This is a genomic window from Vibrio orientalis CIP 102891 = ATCC 33934, from assembly GCF_000176235.1.
Lineage (GTDB): Bacteria > Pseudomonadota > Gammaproteobacteria > Enterobacterales > Vibrionaceae > Vibrio > Vibrio orientalis.
In genome coordinates, this window is sequence record NZ_ACZV01000005.1 from 1,779,579 (window position 1) to 1,806,110 (window position 26,532).

23 protein-coding genes are annotated in these 26,532 nt (G+C 44.5%); 17 read left to right on the plus strand and 6 right to left on the minus strand.

Annotation, left to right across the window (positions count from 1 at the left end; genetic code table 11):
• Positions 1–44: 44 nt before the first annotated feature.
• The 4 genes from VIA_RS18815 to zipA all read right to left on the minus strand — a co-directional run bounded on the left by VIA_RS18815 (position 45) and on the right by zipA (position 5,522).
• A complete protein-coding gene (locus VIA_RS18815; protein WP_004415095.1) occupies positions 45–815 on the minus strand; it encodes a DUF2057 family protein in 771 nt (256 codons plus the stop codon).
• 79 nt (positions 816–894) lie between these two features.
• Complete coding sequence (locus tag VIA_RS18820; RefSeq protein ID WP_004415096.1) at positions 895–1,968, minus strand: porin; 1,074 nt, start codon at positions 1,966–1,968, stop codon at positions 895–897.
• A 498-nt stretch (positions 1,969–2,466) separates the two neighbouring features.
• On the minus strand, positions 2,467–4,476 hold the full coding sequence (ligA, locus tag VIA_RS18825; protein ID WP_004415098.1) for an NAD-dependent DNA ligase LigA: 2,010 nt from the start codon (positions 4,474–4,476) through the stop codon (positions 2,467–2,469).
• A 152-nt stretch (positions 4,477–4,628) separates the two neighbouring features.
• The gene (gene zipA, locus VIA_RS18830) at positions 4,629–5,522 is read right to left on the minus strand and encodes a cell division protein ZipA (protein ID WP_004415101.1); all 894 of its coding nucleotides are present in this window, start codon (positions 5,520–5,522) and stop codon (positions 4,629–4,631) included.
• Between the two features lie 203 nt (positions 5,523–5,725).
• Here zipA and cysZ point away from each other — a divergent pair, with 203 nt between their 5' ends.
• The 5 genes from cysZ (at position 5,726) to crr (ending at position 10,684) form a co-directional block, all read left to right on the plus strand.
• Positions 5,726–6,472 (plus strand): sulfate transporter CysZ, encoded by a 747-nt coding sequence (gene cysZ, locus VIA_RS18835; protein WP_004415103.1) that lies wholly within the window; start codon positions 5,726–5,728, stop codon positions 6,470–6,472.
• A 208-nt stretch (positions 6,473–6,680) separates the two neighbouring features.
• A complete protein-coding gene (gene cysK, locus VIA_RS18840) occupies positions 6,681–7,649 on the plus strand; it encodes a cysteine synthase A (RefSeq protein WP_004415105.1) in 969 nt (322 codons plus the stop codon).
• Positions 7,650–7,948: 299 nt separating this feature from the next.
• A complete protein-coding gene (locus VIA_RS18845; RefSeq protein ID WP_004415108.1) occupies positions 7,949–8,206 on the plus strand; it encodes an HPr family phosphocarrier protein in 258 nt (85 codons plus the stop codon).
• Between the two features lie 138 nt (positions 8,207–8,344).
• Positions 8,345–10,069 carry a phosphoenolpyruvate-protein phosphotransferase PtsI gene (gene ptsI, locus VIA_RS18850; RefSeq protein ID WP_004415110.1) on the plus strand — a complete coding sequence of 575 codons (1,725 nt, stop codon included), beginning with the start codon at positions 8,345–8,347 and terminating at the stop codon, positions 10,067–10,069.
• A gap of 105 nt (positions 10,070–10,174) precedes the next feature.
• Positions 10,175–10,684 (plus strand): PTS glucose transporter subunit IIA, encoded by a 510-nt coding sequence (crr, locus tag VIA_RS18855; protein WP_004415112.1) that lies wholly within the window; start codon positions 10,175–10,177, stop codon positions 10,682–10,684.
• Positions 10,685–10,757: 73 nt separating this feature from the next.
• On the opposite strand, the gene VIA_RS18860 is transcribed toward crr, so the two are convergent.
• Positions 10,758–11,936, minus strand: coding sequence for a 2-octaprenyl-3-methyl-6-methoxy-1,4-benzoquinol hydroxylase (locus VIA_RS18860; RefSeq protein ID WP_038211120.1), 1,179 nt, complete (start codon positions 11,934–11,936; stop codon positions 10,758–10,760).
• Between the two features lie 287 nt (positions 11,937–12,223).
• On the opposite strand from VIA_RS18860, the gene miaB reads away from it, so the two are divergent.
• From miaB to VIA_RS18890, 6 genes are all read left to right on the plus strand, one after another.
• Positions 12,224–13,648 (plus strand): tRNA (N6-isopentenyl adenosine(37)-C2)-methylthiotransferase MiaB, encoded by a 1,425-nt coding sequence (gene miaB, locus VIA_RS18865; RefSeq protein WP_004415119.1) that lies wholly within the window; start codon positions 12,224–12,226, stop codon positions 13,646–13,648.
• A gap of 119 nt (positions 13,649–13,767) precedes the next feature.
• Positions 13,768–14,880 carry a PhoH family protein gene (locus VIA_RS18870; protein WP_004415123.1) on the plus strand — a complete coding sequence of 371 codons (1,113 nt, stop codon included), beginning with the start codon at positions 13,768–13,770 and terminating at the stop codon, positions 14,878–14,880.
• Between the two features lie 2 nt (positions 14,881–14,882).
• Complete coding sequence (gene ybeY / locus VIA_RS18875; RefSeq protein WP_004417232.1) at positions 14,883–15,347, plus strand: rRNA maturation RNase YbeY; 465 nt, start codon at positions 14,883–14,885, stop codon at positions 15,345–15,347.
• Positions 15,348–15,417: 70 nt separating this feature from the next.
• Positions 15,418–16,317, plus strand: a complete 900-nt coding sequence (gene corC, locus VIA_RS18880) for a CNNM family magnesium/cobalt transport protein CorC (protein WP_004415129.1) — start codon at positions 15,418–15,420, stop codon at positions 16,315–16,317.
• 38 nt (positions 16,318–16,355) lie between these two features.
• Complete coding sequence (gene lnt / locus VIA_RS18885; RefSeq protein ID WP_004415130.1) at positions 16,356–17,864, plus strand: apolipoprotein N-acyltransferase; 1,509 nt, start codon at positions 16,356–16,358, stop codon at positions 17,862–17,864.
• A gap of 202 nt (positions 17,865–18,066) precedes the next feature.
• Positions 18,067–18,603 (plus strand): hypothetical protein, encoded by a 537-nt coding sequence (locus VIA_RS18890; protein ID WP_004417233.1) that lies wholly within the window; start codon positions 18,067–18,069, stop codon positions 18,601–18,603.
• Positions 18,604–18,609: 6 nt separating this feature from the next.
• Here the strand turns inward: VIA_RS18890 and VIA_RS18895 are convergent, their stop codons facing one another.
• Positions 18,610–19,080, minus strand: coding sequence for a zinc ribbon-containing protein (locus tag VIA_RS18895; RefSeq protein ID WP_004415133.1), 471 nt, complete (start codon positions 19,078–19,080; stop codon positions 18,610–18,612).
• Between the two features lie 274 nt (positions 19,081–19,354).
• Here VIA_RS18895 and leuS point away from each other — a divergent pair, with 274 nt between their 5' ends.
• The 6 genes from leuS to mrdA all read left to right on the plus strand — a co-directional run bounded on the left by leuS (position 19,355) and on the right by mrdA (position 26,531).
• The gene (gene leuS / locus VIA_RS18900; RefSeq protein ID WP_004415135.1) at positions 19,355–21,931 is read left to right on the plus strand and encodes a leucine--tRNA ligase; all 2,577 of its coding nucleotides are present in this window, start codon (positions 19,355–19,357) and stop codon (positions 21,929–21,931) included.
• 179 nt (positions 21,932–22,110) lie between these two features.
• Positions 22,111–22,761 carry an LPS-assembly lipoprotein LptE gene (locus tag VIA_RS18905; protein WP_004415137.1) on the plus strand — a complete coding sequence of 217 codons (651 nt, stop codon included), beginning with the start codon at positions 22,111–22,113 and terminating at the stop codon, positions 22,759–22,761.
• A 5-nt stretch (positions 22,762–22,766) separates the two neighbouring features.
• Entirely contained in the window at positions 22,767–23,780 is a 1,014-nt protein-coding gene (gene holA / locus VIA_RS18910) for a DNA polymerase III subunit delta (RefSeq protein WP_004415140.1), read from the plus strand.
• Between the two features lie 72 nt (positions 23,781–23,852).
• Entirely contained in the window at positions 23,853–24,170 is a 318-nt protein-coding gene (rsfS, locus tag VIA_RS18915; RefSeq protein WP_004415143.1) for a ribosome silencing factor, read from the plus strand.
• Positions 24,171–24,173: 3 nt separating this feature from the next.
• Positions 24,174–24,644, plus strand: a complete 471-nt coding sequence (rlmH, locus tag VIA_RS18920) for a 23S rRNA (pseudouridine(1915)-N(3))-methyltransferase RlmH (RefSeq protein WP_004417235.1) — start codon at positions 24,174–24,176, stop codon at positions 24,642–24,644.
• 6 nt (positions 24,645–24,650) lie between these two features.
• Positions 24,651–26,531, plus strand: coding sequence for a penicillin-binding protein 2 (mrdA, locus tag VIA_RS18925; RefSeq protein WP_004417237.1), 1,881 nt, complete (start codon positions 24,651–24,653; stop codon positions 26,529–26,531).
• Position 26,532: the final 1 nt, after the last annotated feature.

Sequence of the window (26,532 nt, forward strand, 5' to 3'; positions counted from 1 at the left end):
TATTGGGAAACGCACCCAATACTCTTTGGGTGCGTTTAATAATTTTAAAGACTAATTAAATGTGCTAACACTTTTTTTCTTTCAGAGCTATTTGCCTTATTAAACCAATAGCCTAACATTTGCACAGGTTGGCTAGCATCTTGTGGAATTTCAACTTCAGACTTATTTCTTCCTTCAAACGCAATTTCTGTAAACTGTTCGATATCTGCATCACTAGCTTGCTGCATCCAATATTCCATCATATTGTTCTGAGATGGTTGCATCGGCTCTGTTGCAGTAGAACTCTCTTTAGTTGCGTTGGCTGCTGTTGCTGTTACAGCCACTGTCGATGAAGCAGCAATAAGTTCTGGATAGTGTTTAGAGTTGAACTTAGCAAGTTCTTTTTCAAAATCGCGAGTGATTCCACCAAGATTTGGCAGCTCATCTAAATCATATTCGACGCTTTGACCTTGTTTGTTTGTGACCGAAAAGCGAGGGTTAGCATCGAAATCTTCTGCTTGTTCTAAGCGCATGATTTTAGCATCGGGTGCAATCAAAAGTTGCTGATTTTCTTCAGTAAACGTTAACACAAAAGCTTTAGAGTTAAACTTCTCTTTTTCTCCTAGTTTTTCAACTAGTTTGGAAACTTTGATTACCACTTGGTTAGTGCCGTCAGGAACCGAGTAGCCTGATTTAGAAAAAAACGAATATCCAACCTCTTCTCCGCCAACGAGTAACGGCGAGACATCCCTATCAAATTCAATATTCACTTCCGCTCTTGGAGCAAATGAAGCAACCATAAAACCAATAACAGACAACCTTTTAATTACTTTCATTTATATCTCTCCTTGAGTGAAAAGAGCATTCTTTTTACAAAGAATGCTCTTGCTTATTGTATGGTAAAAAGTATCTAAATTAGAAGTAGTATTCCATACCGACTAAGACACGGTGTGCCCAATCTCCGCCATCAAACTCGTAGTTACGAGAATCAATGTACCAGTACGAGCTTGGCAATAGGTAGCCAAATCGTGCAGTCACAGCTTGGTCACCTGTATTTTCCGTACCATCTGCATCGTCAGTCGCTGCGTAGCCTGCTTTAAGAACGTACTTGCTGTCGATTACGTACTGAGCAGTAGTCGAGTAAGCGTTCTGACCGACATCGCCCACTTCCATCGCTTTGTATGCAGCAGTAAGAGTAAAGTCACCTAAGAATAATGAACCACCTACGATTGCGTAGTTACGGCTTTCGATAGTCTGCTTGCTATCTGAACCACCATCCGCATCCCAAGCACTCCAATCCGGGTTTAGAATCACATCACCATTAGCGTTAGTTGTGAATTTCTCTGGCTCATCGACACTGCCTTGATAAGAACCTTGGTGGTAGTAGCCGCCGTGTACGCTAAACATACCTTTAGTGAAAGACGCACCAACACTTGATACCATTTGGTCTGTATCTGTAGTCATACCACTTAGTGTTGCTTGGAAGTTGAAACCGCCGAAGTTAGCTGAGTCAAAACGTAAAACACTGTCTGCACGATCTTGGTAACCACCACCAATGTCGTTGTTCCAGTCAAATACGTTACCTAGACCTGGGTTTGAGTGTGGCCAGTCGACATAGTTGTATGCAGCAACTAGCTGACGACCATATTTGAATTGACCTACGCCTTCAAAATCGAGACCAAGGTAAGTATCACGTGCACCTAGGCCACCAGTTTTATCGCCATTATTCGCGTTACCACCTTCCATCTGCCAGATAAAGTTTGGCGAAATATCGTCAAACTCAACTACGCCACGGAAACCAATACGAGACTCGATGTCAGCACCAACACTTTGAGTGTCGTTAGCGTCGATAAGAGTGATGTTACCAGCCGCTTGGCCGTAAAATTGAACTGCGTCACCCGCAAGTTGGATCGCTGCGTTTGCTGAACCTGTCATTGCAGCTGTTGCCACTGCTGCACCTAAAAGCGTACGTTTAAACATTTTGTCCATGGAATAAACTCCTAAAAATGGATATAGCTGTCTTATTATTTTTTCTCACCTTAAGTTGGCCGCCGAAGGGAGAAAGCATTTCCTATGTTGAAAACCAAAACTCATCGTGAACTTCAATTTTCTGTTTCCTGCATACACGCGGTGTATCCATGCTCCTCAGACTAACTTCGCATCGAAAAACATCAACCAGAACTTAATTTCCATATAAAAAAATATGACCCGCTACAAACTTTTATAATTCCAGTGATCCAGATCTCCATTTCAATCCACTCAAGGTAAGGTCAATATAAAAAACCCACAAAAACAGTGACTTATAAGATCAAAAAACATAAAACAACTTGAAGTGGCTCGCATTTTTTATTTGATATATTACGTTTTACTCATGAATAAGACATGAATCACAGAAGCTAGCTTCATGATATGAGAGCTAAAAAACAGACATTATTCCAGACATAAAAAAAGCCACCTTAGTGGTGGCTTTTACTTTATAAGAGGGGACTACATCAGAGAAATTAAGTCCTCTTCAGTTCGTATTTCAATGCCTAATTCTTGTGCTTTGGCCAATTTCGACCCTGCATTTTCACCAGCAAAAAGAATATCGGTTTTCTTAGATACACTCCCTGTCACCTTAGCTCCCAAGTTTTGCAACGCAGCTTTCGCATCACTACGTGTCAATTGAGATAAAGAACCGGTAAGAACAACCGTCTTACCCGCTAATGGTTGTGGAGTACTCTCATCTTTCTCTTCGACATCTGACCAGTGAACGCCTTGCAGAATAAGGTCGTCAATCACAGTGAGGTTCTTATCTTGAGCAAAAAACGCGATGATATGACTAGCAACAATCTCACCTATGTCTTGAACTTCAACCAAGGCTTCATGATTGGCAATTTTAACTGCATCTAACGTTTTAAAGTGTTGAGCTAAGTTTGCAGCCGTCGCTTCCCCTACCTCACGGATACCCAATGAGTATAGGAAACGTGGCAACGTGGTCTCTTTTGACTTGTTTAGCGCATCAACCACGTTTTGTGCGGATTTTGGCCCCATTCGGTCAAGTACTGTAATCACACCTGCAGATAGCTTAAACAGATCTGCAGGCGTTTCCACCATTTCACGATCAACAAGCTGCTCAATCACCTTCTCCCCTAAACCATCAACATCGAGAGCCTTACGAGAGACAAAGTGTTTAAGAGCCTCTTTGCGCTGTGCTTGACAGACAAGACCACCAGAACAACGCGCTACCGCTTCGCCTTCAACGCGTTCAACTTGAGATTTACATACAGGGCAATTCTCAGGAAAAACGATCTCACGGGCATTCTCTGGCCTGCGCTCACTAACAACCGACACAATCTGAGGAATCACATCTCCGGCACGACGAATAACAACAGTATCACCAACCATGACGCCAAGGCGCTCGATTTCATCGGCATTGTGCAGCGTTGCGTTACTCACGGTCACACCACCAACGAACACAGGCTCTAATTTTGCTACAGGCGTAATCGCGCCCGTACGTCCCACTTGAAACTCTACGTCGTTAAGTAAGGTAATTTCTTCTTGCGCTGGGAATTTATACGCAATTGCCCAACGAGGCGCTCGAGCAACAAAGCCAAGTTGTTCTTGAAGGGCAATATTGTCAACTTTAATCACCACACCATCGATTTCGTACGTAAGTGATTCACGGCGTTCAAGAATATCTTGGTAATACGCTTTGACATCATCAAGGCTAGACACTTGCTTGGTTTCCGGACACATTGGCAGTCCCCAGCCTTTAAGCTGCAAGAAGCGCTGATAATGGCTAGAGGAAAGTTCAGCCCCCTCTACAACTCCTACACTATATGCATAGAAGCTCAATGGTCGTGTTGCGGTAATACGAGAGTCTAACTGACGTAAACTACCAGCGGCTGCATTGCGTGGGTTTACAAAAACCTTGTCACCTTTTTTCAGCGCTAGCTCGTTAAGTTTGTCAAAACCCGCTTTAGGCATAAACACTTCGCCGCGTACTTCAATGCGCGCTGGCCAACCTTCCCCTTGCAGCTTAAGTGGGATCGCTTTAATCGTACGGACATTCTCGGTAATGTTTTCACCCGTTGCCCCATCCCCTCGCGTTGCAGCCTGAACCAACACACCGTTTTCGTATAAAAGGCTCACCGCTAAACCATCAAGTTTTGGCTCACAACAAAATACGTCAAATGTCGCACTTGGGATTCGATCTTTCATGCGTTTATGGAAGCTTTCGAGCTCGCCATCATCAAACGCATTATCAAGCGATAGCATTGGGATCTCATGCTTTACAGAACCAAAACCATCTAACGGCGCGCCACCAACACGTTGACTTGGTGAATCAATACTCATTAGCTCTGGGTGCTGAGATTCAAGCTCCATGAGATCGCGCATTAAACGATCATATTCGGCATCTGGGATTTCCGGATTGTCTTCAACATAGTATTTCACTCCGTGATAGTGAAGCGTTTCACGTAGCTGATTAAGCTTTTCTTGAATCTCTGTAGACATGGCTAACTCTATTATTTCTATAGTGCGGAGGTGATTGGTTAAATCATTTTGAGTTTGAAAGTGGGAGTATGAACATCCCCATCACTCTTCGCAACTTTATCGTGATCGAAAAAAGGCTCCCAAAAGGAGCCTTCTAAATTAGGTCGGTTGGCTTAAGCTTGTTGAGCCGCTTTAAACTGCTGAATTTGAGCTCGATAACTATCCAAACGGTTTGGAGTCATTAGGTTTCGTGCGTCATCAAGAACATTAGCACCCAAATCATCTGCTATCTGCTGAGCCGTCTTGAGCATTAACTTAAAGTTCTGCTCTGCATCACCAAAACATGGCATTGTCATAAAGAATGAGATGCCTTTGGTGGTAAATTCAGCTGGGTCATTATGCTTCAATGTACCTGGTTGCATCATGTTTGCGACACTAAATAGCACTTTTCCGGTTCCGGAGAGATCAGCATGACGATGGAAAATATCCATCTCACCATAGATCAAGCCATTTTGTTGCATGCTATCAAATAGCTTAGTGCCGACAAACGCTTCTTCTCCAGCGCAGTGAACATTCAGAACGATCACTTCTAATGGAGCCTCTTGCTCAACTTCAAGTTCTGGTTCAACTGCTGGCTCTTCATTCACTGACTCAGCCACCACTGGTGTTATTTCTTCCACCTCATCAAACGACTTAGTTGAGAATGAAGGCACCTCTAGCTCAATCTCTTGCTCTTTTTCAGCAACAGTCGATTTTTCTGGGTACGCTTGGGGCTCAGGAGCATCAGTTGCAGGATAGCTATCGATCAACGGATCGGCAGCCATTTCCTCTTGCTCAACAAAGCCTGGCTCTTTACGCTCTTTCTTGATGATTTCAAAATCATCTTCTGGAGCAAACGCTCGTTCAGGTACTACGTCCGAGTCATTATTGTCGACATCCAACTTGCCAAGCGGTTTACTGCCAAACTTGGCCTTCCCTTCTTTTTTACTTGTCCATAATCCGTGGAACAATAGAGCGGCAATCGCTAATGCTCCGACAATTATGAGTACAAATCGCAGTTCCTGCATTTTTAGCTCTCATTTGCTCGATATAAGCCAATCAACATAACCCATATCAAATCTGTTTTAACCTTACTATGAGTTACTCTACCAAAACTCTCCCCTGTTTTAGAACAACTTAATGTTAGAAGTTCCTATAATGTTGTGATTTTGAACACGCTTTTTTCTTGTTAAGATAGAAAGCGTTCGTTTTTACACCACTAGTAATGATTATGAAAACACATTTACAACAACGTTCAGGCTTTGGATATTTCTTTCACGGCATTGAACTCGCACTTACTCCCGGCATTCGTCAGTTTGTTCTGATGCCGCTACTTGCCAATATCATTCTTGTTGGTGGGGCGCTGTTTTATCTTTTCTCAAACCTCAACCTTTGGATTGAGAAGTTAATGGGGCAATTACCTGACTTTCTCTCTTGGCTGAGTTATTTGCTATGGCCTTTGCTAGTTCTAACTATTTTGGCAACCTTTTCTTACTTCTTTAGTACGCTGGCGAACTTTATCGCTGCGCCATTCAACGGGTTACTGGCTGAGAAAGTGGAAGAACACTTAACCCAAAAGAAGGTTAATGATGACGGAATGCTCGCGGTCATTAAAGATACGCCACGTATTTTGGCTCGCGAGTGGCGCAAACTTGTCTATGTGCTACCGAAAGCAATCGGCTTATTCTTGCTACTACTAATACCGGCTTTAGGCCAGACGGTAGGACCAATCTTGTGGTTTATTTTTACTGCTTGGATTTTAGCGATTCAGTACTGTGACTACCCATTTGATAATCACAAGGTAACGTTTAATGACATGCGTTACAGTTTGAAACAAAAACAAGGCAAGGCGTATGGATTCGGCATGCTGGTTTCAGTGTTCACGACGATTCCTATCCTAAACTTGATTGTAATGCCTGTTGCCGTTTGTGGGGCAACTTCAATGTGGGTCAATGAGTTTAAAAGCCAGCAAAGCTAGTTTCTCGCAACAACCTTAATCGAAGCGCACATTATTATGTGCGCTTCGTCTGAATTCATATCATATAACTTTTTAATCCTTTTCTCGGCCTGATTCCTACCATAACCTTCTAAGCAGACAAACATTATCGTCATATATAGAACATAAGCTTACTTATCCCCTATAGTGTTGATTTAAGTAGGTACTTAATCAGATGAAGGATCACACCATGAGCAAAATCTACGAAGACAATTCGCAAACAATTGGCAACACACCTCTAGTACGCCTTAATAAAGTCAGCAACGGCAAAGTACTGGCTAAAATTGAAGCTCGTAACCCTAGTTTCAGTGTTAAGTGTCGTATCGGCGCAAACATGATTTGGGAAGCAGAGAAAGCTGGCACTCTAAAGCCAGGCGTTGAGTTAGTCGAGCCAACAAGTGGTAACACTGGTGTTGCACTTGCATTCGTTGCAGCGGCTCGTGGTTACAAGCTAACGCTCACGATGCCAGAATCAATGAGCCTAGAGCGCCGTAAGCTACTTAAGGCACTTGGCGCTAACTTAGAGCTAACAGAAGCGGCAAAAGGTATGAAAGGGGCGATTGCTAAAGCAGAAGAAATCGTTGCGAGCAACCCTGACAAATATCTACTTCTACAACAATTCAACAACCCAGCAAACCCACAAATTCACGAAAAGACCACTGGTCCTGAGATTTGGGAAGCGACTGACGGTGAAATCGATGTATTCGTAGCAGGTGTTGGTACCGGTGGTACTATCACAGGTACAAGCCGTTACATTAAAGGCGAAAAAGGCAAGAACATTGTTTCAGTTGCAGTAGAACCTGCTGAATCTCCAGTGATTGCTCAAGCTCTAGCTGGTGAAGAAATTCAACCTGCACCACACAAAATTCAAGGTATTGGCGCTGGTTTTATCCCTGGCAACCTAGATTTAGAAGTTGTAGACCGCGTAGAAGCTGTCACTTCTGATGAAGCAATTGAGATGGCTCGTCGTCTAATGGAAGAAGAAGGTATTCTAGCAGGCATCTCATCAGGCGCTGCAGTTGTGGCTGCGAACCGCTTAGCGGAACTACCTGAATTTGCAGGAAAAACTATTGTAACCGTCCTACCTAGCTCTGGTGAACGCTACCTAAGTACAGCCCTATTTGCTGGCATCTTTACTGAAAAAGAGAACCAACAGTAATACGGTGTCAAATCAATTTTTCGCCTAAAAAAGCCCCATTCAGGGGCTTTTTTGTTGATCCCTGCCTCACCTTTGGTAATATCGGGTCTGTTTTATTTTTAGCTTCAAAATAAAGAGCTAAATAAGAATTTCTATCAATGGCGAAAGAAAGCATAGACTGGAATCGCGATTGAATAATTTACAACCAGTATCAGTTCTGACACGAAATGAACGTTCTGCATCTAGCAGAATATACTATTTGCAGTTAAGCTAGTTCTGGTTAAGAAACTATCAAAAATAAATCAATTGGGGTATATAACATGTACGAGAAGCAAGTAGAAATCACTGCAGAAAACGGTCTTCACACTCGTCCAGCTGCACAGTTCGTTAAAGAAGCTAAAGCATTCGACGCGGACATCACTGTGACTTCTAACGGTAAAAGCGCTAGCGCTAAGAGCCTTTTCAAACTACAAACTCTTGGCCTAGTTAAAGGTACAGTAGTTTCTATCTCAGCTGAGGGCCCTCAAGCTCAACAAGCTGTAGACCACCTAGTTGCTCTAATGGACCAACTACACTAATTCGGTCTCCTATTTTCAAAGCCATTTTGTGAAAGCAAAATGGCTTTGTTGGAAATAGGCCAAAATATAAGCTACAAATATTCGTTAGCGCACTCATTATTCTCCCGTTTTTAAAGTTGACCAATTTAAGGTAAGGCTATGATTTCAGGCATCCTAGCATCTCCTGGTATTGCTATCGGTAAAGCACTACTACTTCAAGAAGATGAAATCGTTCTAAACACTAACACTATCACTGAAGACCAAGTTGAAGCAGAAGTTCAACGTTTCTTTGACGCTCGTAACAAATCTTCAGCTCAACTAGAAGTTGTTAAGCAAAAAGCACTTGAGACTTTCGGTGAAGAAAAAGAAGCGATCTTTGAAGGTCACATCATGCTTCTTGAAGATGAAGAGCTAGAGGAAGAAATCCTAGCACTCATCAAAAAAGAGAAAATGCACGCTGATAACGCGATTCATACAGTTATTGAAGAGCAAGCATGCGCTCTAGAATCTCTAGACGACGAATACCTAAAGGAACGAGCAACTGACATCCGTGATATCGGTACACGTTTCGTTAAAAACGCACTAGGCATCAATATCGTTTCTCTAAGCGATATCAATGAAGAAGTTATCCTAGTTGCTTACGACCTAACGCCATCTGAAACAGCTCAGATCAACCTAGACTACGTTCTTGGTTTTGCTTGTGACATCGGCGGTCGTACATCTCACACTTCAATCATGGCTCGTTCACTTGAACTTCCAGCTATCGTTGGTACTAACGACATCACTAAACAAGTTAAGAATGGCGACATGCTGATTCTTGATGCGATGAACAACAAAATCGTTATCAGCCCATCTGAAGCAGAGCTAGAAGAAGCGAAAGCAGTAAAAGCGGCATTCGTTGCTGAGAAAGAAGAACTAGCTAAGCTAAAAGATCTACACGCTGAGACTTTAGACGGTCACCGCGTTGAAGTTTGCGGTAACATCGGTACTGTAAAAGACTGTGACGGCATCATCCGTAACGGTGGTGAAGGCGTTGGTCTGTACCGTACTGAATTCCTATTTATGGACCGTGATGCACTTCCGACTGAGGAAGAGCAGTACCAAGCGTACAAAGAAGTTGCTGAAGCAATGAACGGTGAGTCGGTAATCATCCGTACTATGGACATCGGTGGTGATAAAGATCTTCCTTACATGGATCTTCCACAAGAGATGAACCCGTTCCTAGGCTGGCGTGCAGTACGCATCAGCTTAGACCGTCGTGAAATCCTTCGTGACCAGCTACGCGGCATCCTACGTGCATCTGCGCACGGCAAGCTACGCATCATGTTCCCAATGATTATCTCTGTTGAAGAGATCCGTGAACTTAAGAATGCAATCGAAGAGTACAAAGCTGAACTTCGCGCTGAAGGTCTAGCATTCGACGAAAGCATCGAAATCGGTGTAATGGTTGAAACTCCAGCAGCAGCAGCTATCGCGCACCACCTAGCGAAAGAAGTAGCATTCTTCTCTATCGGTACTAACGACCTGACTCAGTACACACTAGCAGTAGACCGTGGTAACGAGATGATCTCTCACCTATACAACCCACTATCTCCAGCTGTACTAACAGTGATCAAGCAGGTTATCGATGCTTCTCACGCTGAAGGCAAATGGACTGGTATGTGTGGTGAGCTTGCAGGTGATGAGCGTGCAACTCTACTTCTACTAGGTATGGGTCTAGATGAGTTCTCAATGAGCGGTATTTCTATCCCTAAAGTGAAGAAGGTTATCCGTAACTCTAATTTCGCAGAAGTTAAAGCGATGGCTGAAGAGGCACTTTCTCTACCAACAGCAGCAGAAATTGAAGCAGTTGTAGAAAAATTCATCGCAGAGAAAACTCAATAATCAACTAATTCCAATGAGATAGACGGTAAAAAAAGTCGTCTATCTCGTAAGATTGGTATACTATAATTCGACAGAATTAAACGAAAACGTTAGGAGCATGACACAATGGGTCTGTTTGACAAACTTAAGAAGCTAGTATCTGACGACAGCGCTGACGCTGGTGCAATCGAAATCATCGCACCTCTTTCTGGTGAGATCGTAAACATCGAAGATGTGCCAGATGTTGTTTTTGCTGAGAAAATCGTTGGTGACGGTATCGCGATCAAGCCTGCTGGCAACAAAATGGTAGCTCCTGTAAACGGTACTATCGGTAAGATCTTCGAAACTAACCACGCGTTCTCTATCGAATCTGACGACGGCGTTGAGCTATTCGTTCACTTCGGTATCGACACTGTTGAACTAAAAGGCGAAGGCTTCAAGCGCATCGCTGAAGAAGGTCAATCAGTTAAAGCTGGCGACACTATCATCGAATTCGATCTAGCTCTTCTAGAAGAGAAAGCTAAGTCAACACTTACTCCTGTAGTTATCTCAAACATGGACGAAATCAAAGAGCTGAACAAGCTTTCTGGTTCTGTAACTGTTGGTGAGACTCCAGTACTACGTGTAACTAAGTAATCTTACTTAGCCAAACATTAAAAACGCAGCCAGTTGGCTGCGTTTTTTTATTGCGCGTAAAAATCACTGAGGCTTAGTTTAAGCCAAGAGCATACTTCAACACCTGCGCTTTAAGTGGCCCAGTATTTTCAGCAATCTTCAGCGCAGCATTGCGAGCCAACTTAAGCGGCCCAATATCGTTGCTAAAACCTTTATAGAAAAAATCCATTCCCGACTGCATTAGCAGATTATCTGGGCGACGTTTTCGTTCATATTGCGCTAATACAGCTTGAGATAAGGTCTCTTTCCCTTCAGTCACCTCAAGTAACACTTCAACATCTTTAAAGCCAAGGTTGACGCCCTGCCCTGCTAGTGGGTTAATCGTATGAGCAGAATCGCCAACAAGAACACACTGATTGGCTGAATAAGATTGCGCATGACGTCGCGTCAATGGGAATGAGCCAGCTTGAAGCACTTTGACATCACCAAGCTCTTGCGGAAAGTGAGTCAATACTTCTTCACGTAACTGAGCCGGCGACATTGCTGATAAACGCTTAATACGACTTGGTGAGTCATACCAAACCAGCGATCCTTGTGCGCTCTCTTTTCCATCGGTCTGAAGCGATGCAAGAGGCAGAAACGATCTTGGACCAGACGGCGTAAACTGCTGCCAAGTAATATCTTGCTGAGGCAATTCAGTTTCAACATTGATCAACATGCAGTGCTGACGATAATCCCAAGCAGTAATACCGATACCGGCTAACTGGCGAACTTTTGAGTTAGCGCCATCAGAACCGACAATTAACTCTGCAGAGATTGATTGACCCGATGACAGCTTAATCTGATTCGTTGCACCAAATACAATGTCATCCAGCGTATCAGGACAATAAAACGTTACATTATCGAGCGATTCTAACTGCTGCCATAAGCCGAGTTGGATCAACCGATTTTCAACAATGTAGCCTAGCTGTTCCATATTCAGTGATTCAGCATGAAAGCGAGTTCGACACTCAGGGTGCTCCCAAGTTTCTAAACGTCGATAGGGGCAAACTCGCATAGCTTCAATTGCATCCCATGCTCCTAACTCTGTCAGAATAGAAACTGAATGCTCAGAAATAGCAGAAACACGAATATCTAATGGTTGCTCTGAGCTAAATGGCTTGAGCTTGGCCCCCTCAACCACCGCTACTTTACGGCCTTGCTTGGCAAAACCAATCGCGGTTGCGGCTCCAACCATGCCTCCACCAATCACTGCAACATCAAAATCGCTCATAATTTGTACTTCATCATATTGATTATTTGGCTGTTTTTTATTGTACGTTTTCATTACCAAAATGTAACCAAAAACCTCAATTGCTATACGGGCAAATCCCTTGTTTGATAACGCTTTGAATTGATTTATCCGCAACACTAGTCAGTTGGTTTTTAAAGCAGTACAATACGCCGCTCTCTGCACTGTGAGCAGAAAATTTGGTCATCAAGCATTACATTTTATCGGTGACCTTAAGTAACACTGGGCGATTTGCTCCCTTAATTTAAACTAACGATCGAGCGAACAAAATGAGTAAGAAACTGCTAATTAAAACCTGGGGCTGCCAGATGAACGAATACGATTCATCAAAAATGGCGGATCTACTGAACGCGGCTAACGGCTATGAGCTGACGGAAGAACCAGAAGAGGCAGACGTACTACTTCTTAATACCTGTTCAATTCGCGAAAAAGCGCAAGAGAAAGTGTTCCACCAGCTTGGTCGTTGGAAAACGCTAAAAGATAAGAAAGAAGGTGTCGTTATCGGTGTTGGCGGCTGTGTTGCAACACAAGAAGGTGATCACATCCGTGAACGTGCACCTTTTGTAGACGTAATCTTCGGTCCACAAACTTTGCACCGCCTTCCAGAGATGATCAAACAATCTCAATCGAATGAAGCGCCAGTAATGGACATCTCTTTCCCTGAGATCGAAAAGTTTGACCGTCTTCCTGAGCCTCGCGCTGAAGGTGCGACTGCATTCGTTTCTATCATGGAAGGTTGTTCTAAGTACTGTACTTACTGCGTTGTACCATACACACGTGGTGAAGAAGTTAGCCGTCCAATGGATGACGTGCTATTCGAAATCGCACAGCTAGCTGATCAAGGCGTACGTGAAGTAAACCTACTAGGTCAAAACGTAAACGCATACCGTGGTCCAACACACGAAGGTGATATCTGTTCATTCGCTGAACTGCTTCGTCTTGTTGCTTCTATCGATGGTATCGACCGTATTCGTTTCACCACTAGCCACCCGCTAGAGTTTACTGACGACATCATCGCAGTTTATGAAGATACCCCAGAGCTAGTAAGCTTCCTGCACCTACCAGTACAAAGTGGTAGTGACCGTATCCTTACTATGATGAAGCGCCCTCATACGGCTATCGAATACAAGTCAATCATTCGTAAGCTACGTAAAGCGCGTCCTGATATTCAAATCAGTTCTGACTTCATTGTTGGCTTCCCAGGTGAAACAGCGAAAGATCACCAAGACACAATGAAGCTAATCAAAGACGTTGATTTCGATATGAGCTTCAGCTTTATCTTCTCTCCTCGTCCAGGTACTCCTGCAGCAGACTACCCATGTGACGTGCCAGAACAAGAGAAAAAAGAACGTCTATACGAACTGCAACAAACAGTGAATGCTCAAGCAATGCGTTACTCACGCCTAATGCTTGATACAGAGCAGCGCGTTCTTGTTGAAGGCCCATCGAAGAAGAACCTAATGGAGCTTCGCGCGCGTACTGAAAACAACCGCGTGGTGAACTTTGAAGGTAGCGCAGACCTAATCGGTCAGTTCGTTGATGTGAAGATCACTGACGTATTTGCTAACTCTTTACGTGGTGATCTGGTTCGCACTGAAAAAGATATGGACCTTCGCACAGTTATCTCTCCAACTCAGATGATGGCAAAAACTAAGCGCGAAGATGAGCTAGGTGTAGCAACCTTTACGCCTTAAGCTACAAATTAGCTTGAATTTACCCGACTCTGATACCATCTTAGAGAAAGGTATATAAGGTCACTAAAAGCCCGGTCTAAATCGGGCTTTTTTAGAGTGACAAACAATGAGAGGCAACTTTGAGCAATAAAATTGTAACTCTAGAAATTGATCTAGAACCTTCTGACAATCGCCGTCTAGCCAGTCTTTGTGGTCCTTTCGACGATAATATCAAGCATTTAGAGCGTCGTTTAGGCGTTGAAATTAGCTACCGTGGTAACTTCTTTACTATCGTAGGCAAGCCACATACTAGTGCAGCTGCGCTTGAAATCATTAAAACGCTTTACGTAAACACGGCGCCTGTTCGCGGCAACATTCCGGATGTTGAACCAGACGAAATCCATCTTGCGATCAAAGAAACAGGCGTGTTAGAGCAAGATCTAGAAGCGAGCTTCGAACACGGCAAAGAAGTGTTCATTAAGACCAAGAAAGGCGTCATCAAGCCACGTACACCAAACCAAGGTCAATACTTGATGAACATGGTGACTCATGACATCTCTTTCGGTATCGGCCCAGCAGGTACAGGTAAAACTTACCTAGCCGTAGCGGCGGCCGTTGATGCGCTCGAACGTCAAGAAATTCGCCGTATTTTGTTAACTCGCCCAGCCGTAGAAGCCGGTGAGAAATTAGGTTTCCTTCCAGGAGATCTAAGCCAAAAAGTCGACCCATACCTTCGTCCACTATACGATGCCCTTTTTGAAATGTTAGGCTTCGAGAAAGTGGAAAAACTGATTGAGCGTAACGTTATCGAGGTTGCACCGCTAGCTTATATGCGTGGTCGAACACTAAACGATGCATTCATCATCTTAGATGAAAGCCAAAATACGACCGTAGAACAGATGAAGATGTTCTTAACCCGTATCGGCTTTAACTCTCGTGCGGTTATTACTGGTGATATCACTCAGATTGACTTACCTCGCGGAGCTAAATCAGGCCTACGTCATGCGATCGAAGTGCTAAGTGATGTCGATGACATCAGCTTCAACTTCTTCTTAGCCGATGATGTTGTTCGCCACCCAGTGGTCGCTCGCATCGTTAACGCTTATGAGAAATGGGAAGCGAAAGATCAGAAAGAGCGCAAAGAACGCGACCGTATCCGCCGCGAAGAGCGCGAAGCTCAGCAGGCGGCTAACCAAGCCCTAGTTGACGCAGCGGCAACGGTAAGCAATACGACAGCAAAAGAGAGTAACTAAGCATGAGTATTGAACTGGATCTCCAATTAGCGGTCGAAGATGAAAACGGCTTACCGACTTTTGACGATATTCATCTCTGGTTAAGCTCAGCTGTGACAAGCTTTCAACCACAGGCTGAAGTAACGGTTCGTTTAGTGGATGAAAAAGAAAGCCACCAGCTTAACCATGACTATCGTGGTAAAGACAAGCCAACCAATGTGCTGTCTTTCCCATTTGAAGCGCCTCCGGGCATTGAGATCGATTTATTGGGTGATTTAATCATCTGCCGCCAAGTTGTTGAACGTGAGGCCATCGAGCAAAACAAACCTCTAATGGCTCACTGGGCGCATATGGTTGTACATGGTAGCTTGCATCTGCTAGGTTATGATCATATCGAAGATGACGAAGCTGAAAAGATGGAGTCACTCGAAACAGAAATCATGCAACGTATGGGGTTTAATGACCCCTACATTGATGAGAAAGAGTAGTGTAAGTAATCACTTAGCTCTACTAACGTGAGCTATCACACATCTGATAGCGTTACTTAAATGAGAAACAATGAACGAAGACAATTCGCCCTCTTCTCTAGAAGGTAAGAAAGAAAAATCTGAAGGTCCGAGTAGAAAGTCCTTCTTCGGACGCCTAGGGCAAATTTTTCAAGGTGAACCAAAAGATCGCCAAGAGCTTGTGGAAGTATTCCGCGACTCAGAAGAAAATGACCTGATCGACCACGACACCCGCGACATGTTAGAAGGTGTTATGGAGATCTCTGAAATGCGTGTGCGTGACATCATGTTACCGCGTTCGCAAATGGTTACGGTTGATCGTAGTGACGATTTAGACACTCTCATCAACCTTATCACTGATGCTCAGCACTCTCGCTACCCGGTAATCAGTGAGGATAAAGACCATGTAGAAGGCATTCTGCTTGCGAAGGACTTACTTAAATACTTAGGCTCTGGCAGCGAACCATTTGATATTGAACAAGTTATCCGCCCTGCGGTCGTTGTTCCTGAAAGTAAGCGTGTAGACCGCCTACTGAAAGAGTTCCGTGAAGAACGTTATCACATGTCTATCGTTGTCGATGAGTTTGGTGGGGTCTCTGGCCTTGTGACTATCGAGGATATTCTTGAAGAAATCGTTGGTGAAATCGAAGACGAATTCGACGATGAAGAAGAACTGGATATTCGCAAACTGAGCAAACACACATTTGCAGTGAAAGCTCTGACAACAATCGAAGAGTTCAATGACACCTTCAACACATCATTTAGTGATGAAGAAGTCGATACTGTAGGTGGCATGGTAATGACAGCATTCGGTCACTTACCACAGCGCGGTGAAGTAGTAGAAATTGAAGGATATAACTTCAAAGTTACCTCTGCTGACAACCGCCGTGTGTTACAGCTACAAGTGACCATCCCTGACGAAGAGCTCATTACAGACTCTACCGAAGAGTAACGCTACGCTCCCTAACGGGAACAAAAAGAATAATACCGATGATCAATTCCTTTTTTCATCGCCTCAAACGGCCGCTCGCGGCCGTTTTTGTTGGCGCATCCACGACACTTGCCTTTGCTCCTTACGAGCTTTGGCCAATCGCTTTTATCAGCCCTGCTCTGCTGCTTTTACTTATCCACCAGCAATCCGCGAAGCGCGCGCTCTGGATTGGTTATGCTTGGGGTCTAGGTCAATTTGCAACTGGCGTAAGTTGGGTGCACGTCAGTATTGATAATTTCGGTGGCATGCCAAAGATAGCCAGTGTGTTTTTAATGTCACTGCTTATCGGCTACCTTGCCATATACTCAGCACTCTTTTCTTGGAGCCTGAATCGTTTCTTCCCTAACGGGAATCGAACCCGTTATTTATTAGCAGCGCCAGCTCTGTGGCTCACTTTTGATTGGCTACGTGGCTGGGTTATGACTGGTTTTCCATGGCTATGGTTGGGTTACAGTCAAATAGAAAGTCCACTGGCTAACTTCGCCCCAATTGGTGGCGTTGAACTGCTCACTTTACTCGTCCTAATCAGTGCAGGTGCTATTGCTTACTCAGCACTAAACCGCCAATGGCTACACCTAGTAATTCCGGCGGTTATTGTCATGACTGGCTTTGGGCTACAATCCGCTCAGTGGGTAACTTCTAACCCTGAAAAGGTCACTAAGGTCGCTCTGATTCAAGGCAATATCCCCCAAGAGCTAAAGTGGCAACCGAGTCAACGCTGGCCAACCATAATGAAGTACACCGATCTCACCCGAGAAAACTGGGACGCAGATATTATCATTTGGCCAGAAGCGGCTATCCCCGCTTTTGAATTTGAGATTTCGTCATTCCTTCGCAATCTTGATGCTGCTGCTCGAATGAATAACAGTGCCGTTATCACTGGTATTGTGAATCAAGGAGAAGACAAAAAGTTCTACAACAGCATTTTAACTCTTGGTCAAACGCCTTACGGTGATTACAGCTACGACATGGACAAGCGCTATCACAAACATCACCTACTTCCATTTGGTGAGTTTGTTCCGTTTGAAAGCATCTTAAGACCGATTGCACCTTTCTTTAATTTGCCAATGTCATCATTTAGCAAAGGCAACTTTATCCAACCGAACATCAGCGCCAATAATAAGCAGATGGCACCAGCGCTGTGTTATGAAATCATCTTTAACGAGCAAGTCAGACAAAATGTCAATGACCAAACAGATTACATTCTTACGCTGTCTAACGATGCTTGGTTTGGTAAATCGATAGGACCTTTACAACATATGGAAATTGCTCGCATGCGCGCCCTAGAATTAGGGAAACCCGTTATCCGTGCGACAAATAACGGCCTGACCGCTGTGACTGACCACTTGGGTCATATCACCGCCCAAGTGCCACAATTCGAAACCGCAGTATTAAGAGCGGAAATTGCGTCCACTACCGGAGAAACACCTTATCGACAAGTGGGCACTTGGCCGCTGTATATTTGGGTGATGTTGAGTCTAGTGATTGGCTGGAGATTAAGGAATTAAAGTATCTTGAGGGGGATGTGAAAACGTCACCCTTTTTGTTTTAGAGTGCTGCCTGATGTGGAAACGAAACGTTCCAGCTATTTTTATACGCATCCTTTTATTGCAACTGTGCTCAATCTCCCACAAAAAGCAGAATGAGTGTTGACCTCTATGAATATATTGATAAATTACATCACTCCAAGAAAGCGCATTGGCTAAAATTATGAAAAATAAACAATTACTACTTATACTTTCTCCATTAATCCTTGTGGGTTGCCAAACTACTAGTCTGAGCAAGGTCGACAATAAAACAGGCGCTGTGGCTTTGCCCGTGGCACTGAAAGTCTCTGGCTTCAGTTCTCACCCATGCGGAAGACTGTCATTCGATATTGCAGGAAGCGAGAGACAAGTAGCAATGAGCTACGATCCTGTTGAAGATATGTATGTTGGATACGGGCTAATTGATAATCTTCCTCCAGATAATTACGAAATCGAAAGCTTCAAATGCCATGCGAAATCTAAAAGAATATTCAACAATGGCCTTTCTTACTTAGAGTTTCCGACCAATTTTTCATTCGACGTTGAAGCAAACCAACTGACCATTTCCAAAGTCGGCTTTTATGGAGAAGCTACGCGCTCGGGTAGCAATTCCAGCTTCAATATCCAAATGATTGACTTTGGTACCGAGGGTCAAAAAGAAGTACTAGAGTCCTTTCCTGTAGACCAAGCAAAGTCAAACGGTTGGGCTATAACAAACTAGGTTCTTTTAAGGGTTTAGAGGCTTACGACTAAACCCTTTATGACCACAGTGAATACACGGAATAATTTCCGTGGGGTGATTATATTGAGTTTTATGCCCACACTCATCACACACTAAGTGCCCTAAACCAATCACTTCACCTGCTTGATAAAGACCTTGATGCTCTAAATCTTGGAACAGCTCCATCCATTCGACCTTGGTTCGGTCGGTGATGTCGAGCAAGCCTTGCCAAATAGAATCAGCAACCATTAGATAAAATGGGCCGCTTTTAGAATCTTCGTAACTATCTGCAAACTCTTTTAAGTCGGATTTTACATACGCAGACACCAGCGCCATCTCATCTTTGGTCAAGTCGTTGGCTGCTTGAGCCACTTTCCCCGATGTTTCAATCACATGGTTTACTTCATCAGGGCTATGCTTGAGCGTCTCAACCACGTCATCTAGCACCTCTTCATAACCAGCTTTACGTTTTGGCATAGCGAACCTCCTCAAGATTACCTTTTACTTTATCCCCTAAAGAATGAACGTTGCAGTTAGGCAACCTTAACTCTTAGTAAAATAACCAGATCCCTTCCTATAAGCATAGTTCTTCTATGTATTCAGGGGGGAATTTACGTCATCAACCACGCAGCTACTGCAAGTATGACGGGGATAGCTATTGTTGTACCTCGTTCCTTTAGGTATTCTATGACGATCTATTTAAGTCTGTTCTAACCGAACTCACAAATTCCAAGATAACCGGACATCATCGATGCAAGAACAATACAACCCGCAAGATATTGAACAGAAAGTTCAACAGCACTGGGACAACAACAAGACCTTTGTTGTAAATGAAGACCCAAACAAAGAAAAATTCTACTGTCTATCTATGTTCCCTTACCCAAGTGGCCGACTGCACATGGGTCACGTGCGTAACTACACTATCGGTGATGTTGTCTCTCGTTTCCAACGCCTACAAGGCAAGAACGTAATGCAGCCAATCGGTTGGGATGCGTTTGGTCTACCTGCAGAGAATGCAGCGGTAAAAAACAACACTGCACCAGCACCATGGACTTACGAAAACATTGAGTACATGAAGAACCAACTTAAGCTTCTAGGCTTTGGTTACGACTGGAACCGTGAGTTCGCGACATGTACGCCTGAGTATTACCGCTGGGAACAAGAATTCTTCACTAAGCTTTACGAAAAAGGCCTAGTTTACAAGAAGACCTCTTCTGTTAACTGGTGTCCAAACGACCAAACAGTACTAGCAAACGAGCAAGTAGAAGACGGTTGCTGCTGGCGTTGTGATACTCCAGTAGAGCAAAAGAAAATCCCACAGTGGTTCATTAAAATCACTGAATACGCTCAAGAGCTACTAGACGACCTAGACAACCTTGAAGGTTGGCCTGAAATGGTTAAAACCATGCAGCGCAACTGGATCGGTCGCTCTGAAGGTGTTGAGCTGTCTTTCGCTGTTAACGGTGAAGAAGCGCCACTAGAAGTGTACACAACTCGTCCTGATACGCTAATGGGTGTGTCTTACGTTGCTATCGCTGCAGGTCACCCACTTGCAGAGAAAGCATCGCAGAACAATTCTGAGCTTGCCGCATTTGTTGAAGAGTGTCGCAATACCAAAGTTGCTGAAGCTGAATTAGCAACAATGGAAAAGAAAGGCATGGATACTGGCCTAACCGCTGTTCACCCACTTAACGGTCGCGTTGTTCCTGTTTACGTAGCAAACTTCGTTCTTATGGATTACGGCACAGGTGCGGTAATGGCAGTTCCTGCTCACGATCAACGTGACTACGAATTCGCAACTAAGTACGGCATCGACATCATCCCAGTAATCAAGCCACAAGATGGCTCTGAGCTAGATGTCTCTGAAGCGGCTTACACAGAGAAAGGTGTATTGTTCGATTCAGGCGAATTCGACGGCCTAGAATTCCAAGCAGCATTCGATGCAATCGCAGCGAAGCTAGAAGCAGAAGGCAAAGGCACTAAGACAGTAAACTTCCGTCTACGTGACTGGGGTGTATCTCGTCAACGTTACTGGGGCGCACCAATCCCAATGGTCACGACTGAAGACGGTGAAGTTCATCCAGTACCCGCTGACCAACTACCAGTGATTCTTCCAGAAGACGTGGTAATGGACGGCGTAACTAGTCCAATCAAAGCAGACAAAGAATGGGCGAAGACAACTTTCAACGGCGAACCTGCTCTACGTGAGACAGATACGTTCGATACCTTCATGGAGTCTTCTTGGTACTACGCGCGCTACTGTTCACCACAAGCTGACGATATCCTAGATCCGGAAAAAGCAAACTACTGGCTACCAGTAGACCAGTACATCGGTGGTATCGAGCACGCTTGTATGCACCTATTGTACTCTCGTTTCTTCCACAAACTACTACGTGATGCTGGCTACGTAACGTCTGATGAACCGTTCAAGCAACTACTATGTCAAGGCATGGTTCTAGCGGATGCGTTCTACCATGAGAACGAGAAAGGCACGAAAGAGTGGGTTGCACCTACTGACGTTGCTGTAGAGCGTGACGGTAAAGGCCGCATCACTTCTGCAAAAGACAACCAAGGCCGTGACGTTGCTCACTCAGGCATGATCAAAATGTCTAAGTCGAAAAACAACGGTATCGACCCACAAGAGATGGTAGATAAGTACGGTGCTGACACTGTACGTCTATTCATGATGTTTGCATCACCTGCAGACATGACGCTTGAGTGGCAAGAGTCTGGTGTTGAAGGTGCAAACCGTTTCCTTAAGCGTGTTTGGAAACTGGTTCACGCTCACTCTTCTAAGGGCGCTGCTGAATCTGTTGACGTTGCTGCGCTTTCTGGTGACCAAAAAGCACTACGTCGTGATGTTCACAAGACCATCTCGAAAGTAACGGACGATATCGGCCGTCGCCAAACGTTCAACACTGCGATCGCTGCAATCATGGAGCTGATGAACAAACTAGCGAAAGCGCCTCAAGAATCAGCACAAGACCGTGCGATCCTTGATGAAGCGCTAAAAGCGGTAGTTCGCATGCTTTACCCAATGACTCCGCACATCTCTTACGAAATGTGGATTGCTCTTGGCGAATCAAACGTAGACTCAACAACATGGCCGACGTTTGACGAGAAAGCACTAGTTGAAGACGAGAAGACTATCGTTGTAATGATCAACGGTAAGCTACGTGCGAAGCTAACGGTTGCTGCAGACGCGACAGAAGAGCAAGTTCGTGAACTTGGTCTAAACGATGAGAACGCTAAAAAGTTCCTAGATGGCTTAACGATCCGCAAAGTTATCTTCGTACCGGGTAAGCTTCTAAACATCGTTGCTAACTAAGCACAGTTGCAAACTAGAAAGTACAGCGAACTAATCGCAGATAAGTAAGTCATATGCAGGGTAGCTTTAGTCTATTGAACTAAAGCCTTACCCTGCACTATTTATCTTAAGGTTTTAGTCTCCAGTGTGAGCCATAGAATCGTAAGATAAATATTCCAATAATCGAGAGCCCTATATCCATGTTTCATAGCGCATCACGCCTGATCTCAAAGTCATCAATCAAGCTTACCAGTGTTGTTCTAATGGCAAGTCTTCTATCGGCTTGCGGTTTCCATCTTCGCGGTGATTACTCTGTCCCAGAAGAGCTAGAAACAATGTCTCTAACCAGCTACGACCAATACAGTACTTTCACTCGAATGATGAAAGGTCAATTGCGCATGAGTGAGATTGAAGTCGTCGCACCGGCAGAGAACGTACCTAACCTGCATCTCTTAAGCGAAGGGGTTGGCGAACGTACGCTTTCTCTTTACCAAAACACTCGCGCAGCAGAAAAAGAGCTGACTTTCCGTGCCTCTTACCGTGTGACACTTCCGGAGCTAGGGGCAAAAACGTTCTCCACTAGCGTAACCCGTAGTTACCTTGATAACCCGCTAACGGCACTGGCAAAGTCGGTAGAACGAGACATGATTGAAGACGAGATGCGTAAACTTGCCGCGACACAAATCATTCGTCAAATGGGTCGCCTAAGAGCAGATATTGAAGCGAATGAACTGCTTGAGCAAGAACAAGAAGCGCAACTGAAAGCGGAAGAAGAGCAATACCGAGTGAAAACTTTCTACTCAGAGGATTCTCAAGGTCAAACCACTTCTGAAGCGCCAGTGAATCAGTAATTATTATGCGAATTTTCGCCGATCGTTTAGTGGAGCAGCTCAATAAGCAGCTCCACCCTACTTATCTAATCTTTGGCAGTGAACCACTGCTTATTCAAGAATCTCGTCAAGCGATTCAAAAAGCCGCTTTCGCGCAGGGGTTTGAAGAACGTCACCGCTTTGCTATCGATAACTCGTTTGATTGGAACGCCGTTTATGACTGCTGCCAAGCAATGAGTCTATTCTCAGCCCAGCAGATCATTGAGCTTGAACTGCCCGAGTCTGGCGTTAATGCCGGCATTGCCAAAGAACTGATTTCAGTCTCAGAGATGCTGCATAGCGATATTATCTTTGTACTGATTGGTAGCAAACTGACCAAAGCTCAAGAGAATGCTAAATGGTTTAAAGCTTTGGCAAATAATGGCTGTTGGGTGAACTGCTTAACCCCTGATATTCAAAGGTTGCCCCAGTTTGTTCAAGCTCGTTGCCGTGCATTAAACCTAAAGCCGGATCAAGAAGCCGTTCAAATGCTTGCTCAGTGGCATGAGGGCAACTTGTTCGCATTAACCCAGAGTCTTGAGAAACTAGCCTTACAATACCCTGATGGCATATTAAACCTAGTCAGACTGGAAGAGTCACTAAGTCGCCATAACCACTTTACCGCTTTTCACTGGATTGATGCTCTACTTGCGGGTAAAGCAAAGCGCTCACAAAGAATACTCCGCCAACTGGAAGCAGAAGGCGTTGAAAGTGTCATTTTGATCCGTACGGTGCAAAAAGAGCTCACCCAACTTTTGAATATGGCCAATCAAATCCAGCTCAAGCCAATTGGACAGGTATTTGAGAGTTATCGTATTTGGCAATCAAAGCGCCCACTCTATTCATCGGCGCTAAACCGATTAACACCACGAAAAATAATTCAATTACTACAACTATTAGCCAAAATAGAATTACTGGTAAAAACTCAGTACGATCAATCAAGCTGGCCACTACTTCACCAGTTGAGTACCGAGATTTGCCTGCCGCAAGTGAAGCTATAAAAAGCGTGATATACTTCGCCGCCAAAAATTAGAAAACCGCTACAACAGCGTAACATCAACGAGGACAACACCTTGCAACTTGAAGAGTTAAATAACTTCCTAGTCGACAAAGTAGATGACATGAAAGCCCAAGACATCAAAACGATTGATGTACAGGGTAAATCAAGCATTACCGATTTTATGATCGTGTGTACGGGCACGTCGAAACGTCACGTGGCTTCTATCGCTGAGCACGTTGCAAAAGAATCAAAAATGGCTGGTATGGAACCTCTTGGTATTGATGGTGAAGCAGAAGGTGAGTGGGTTGTTGTAGACATGGGCACAACCATAATTCACGTGATGCAAGAAGAACAACGAGAGCTTTACCAACTTGAAAAGCTTTGGGGCTAATCAATGAAGATACAATTGATTGCCGTTGGCACTAAAATGCCAAAGTGGGTCGAAGAAGGCTTTCAAGAGTACAAACGCCGCTTCCCACATGACATGCCACTAGAGCTTGTTGAAATTTCAGCCGGAAAACGCGGAAAAAATGCCGACATTGCAAGGATTCTGCAAAAAGAAGGCGAGGCAATGCTGGCAGCCGTGCCAAAAGGCAATCGAATTGTTACTCTCGACATCCCTGGTAAAAAGTGGGATACACCGCAACTAGCGGAACAACTAGAGAGCTGGAAGCTCGACGGGCGTGATGTATCGATCCTTATCGGTGGTCCAGAAGGTCTGGCTCCCGCTTGTAAAGCGGCCGCCGACCAAAGCTGGTCGCTATCAGCACTAACGTTGCCACACCCGTTAGTGCGTATTGTCATGGCAGAAAGTTTATACCGAGCGTGGAGCATTACCGCTAACCACCCGTACCACCGAGAATAACCATAGATGTTACGAAAGCGTACCCAGATAAGGGATTACCATGAGGAAGCGCGGCTATTTAAGAGTCGCGCTGTTGTCGCTTTCATTGGTATCGTTACGATGATGGGACTTCTGGTTACCAACCTATACAATATCCAGATCAACCAATATCAAGATTATAAAACTCGTTCTAACGATAACCGAATCAAAGTGGTTCCTATTGCACCCAACCGCGGGTTAATTTACGACCGCAATGGTAACCTATTAGCTGAAAACCGCCCGGTATTCAGCCTTGAAATCACGCCTGAAAAAATAGAAGACATGGATGACACCATCCAACGTCTACAAAAGATCCTAACGATTACCCCAGAGCAAGTTGAACGTTTTGAGAAAGAGCGCCGTCAAACACGTCGCTTTAAGTCGGTCCCAATCCTGACTCAGTTAACTCAGGATCAAGCCGCGAAGTTTTCCGTTAATCAGTACAAGTTCCCCGGCGTTTCAATTAATGCCGCATTAAAACGTCACTACCCGTATGGCGAAGTACTCACGCACGTTATTGGCTATGTGTCACGTATCAATGACCGTGACATGCAGAGACTTATTCGAGAAGAGAAAGATGCAAACTACCAAGCGACACGAGACATCGGTAAGCTTGGCATTGAACGCTACTATGAAGATCTTCTCCACGGCACAGCGGGTTATCAAGAGGTCGAAGTCAACAGCCGCGGCCGAGTGATTCGCACACTTAAATACGTACCACCTGAACCAGGAAAAGACATTGTTCTTAACTTAGATATCGATTTACAGATCTATATCCATGAACTTCTTGCTGGTCGTCGCGGCAGCGCTGTTGTACTCGATCCTGAAGACAATGGCGTGTTAGCGATGGTGTCGAGCCCGAGTTACGACCCCAACGCGTTTGTACACGGCATTTCAAGTAAAAATTATAGCGCGCTACTCAATGATATAAATCGTCCTCTGGTGAATCGTGCAACACTAGGTATCTATCCACCAGCGTCAACCATCAAGCCATTTATGGCAGTGGCAGCCCTACAAGAAGGGGTCATCACACCTTATACCACTCGAAACGACCCTGGTTACTGGAAGATTCCAAACTCAAAAACTCGTCCATTCCGTGACTGGTTAGCATGGGGACATGGCAAAGTCGATATCGTGAAGTCGATTGAAGAATCAGTGGATACTTTCTTCTACCAGATTGCCTATGACATGGGGATTGATCGAATCTCTCGCTGGATGATGATGTTTGGCTTTGGTGACTACACCGGTATTGATATCTACGAAGAGAGCAAGGCTAATATGCCAACCCGTGATTGGAAAATGGCCCGTCACCGTGTGCCTTGGTATCAAGGTGATACCATTCCTGTAGGTATCGGGCAAGGTTACTGGACCGCAACGCCGATGCAAATCGCTAAAGCAACTTCTGTTTTAGTCAAACGCGGGGAAGTTGTCGCACCACACCTATTACGTGCAACGATTGAAAATAGCGAACGATTCGAACAGCAACAACTGTCAGACATCGAAACCTACCCGCCGATTACTGGGGTAAAGGAGCGCTACTGGGATATAGCCGTAGAAGGCATGCGTCTGGTTAACCACGGTAAGAAAGGTACGGCGCGCCGAGCATTTTACAAAACGGAATATGTCAGTGCCGGAAAATCAGGTACTGCACAAGTCTTTGGCCTAGCTGAAGATGAAGAATATAACGCGGATGAAATCGCAGAGCACTTACGAGATCACGCACTATTTACTGGCTTTGCACCAATTGACGATCCGAAACTCATCGTCACGATCGTATTGGAAAATGCAGGTGGTGGTTCCTCTCAAGGCGGTCCTGTGGTGAGACGGATTTTTGACCACGCGTTAGTTGAAGATCAAAAGGCAAATTAAT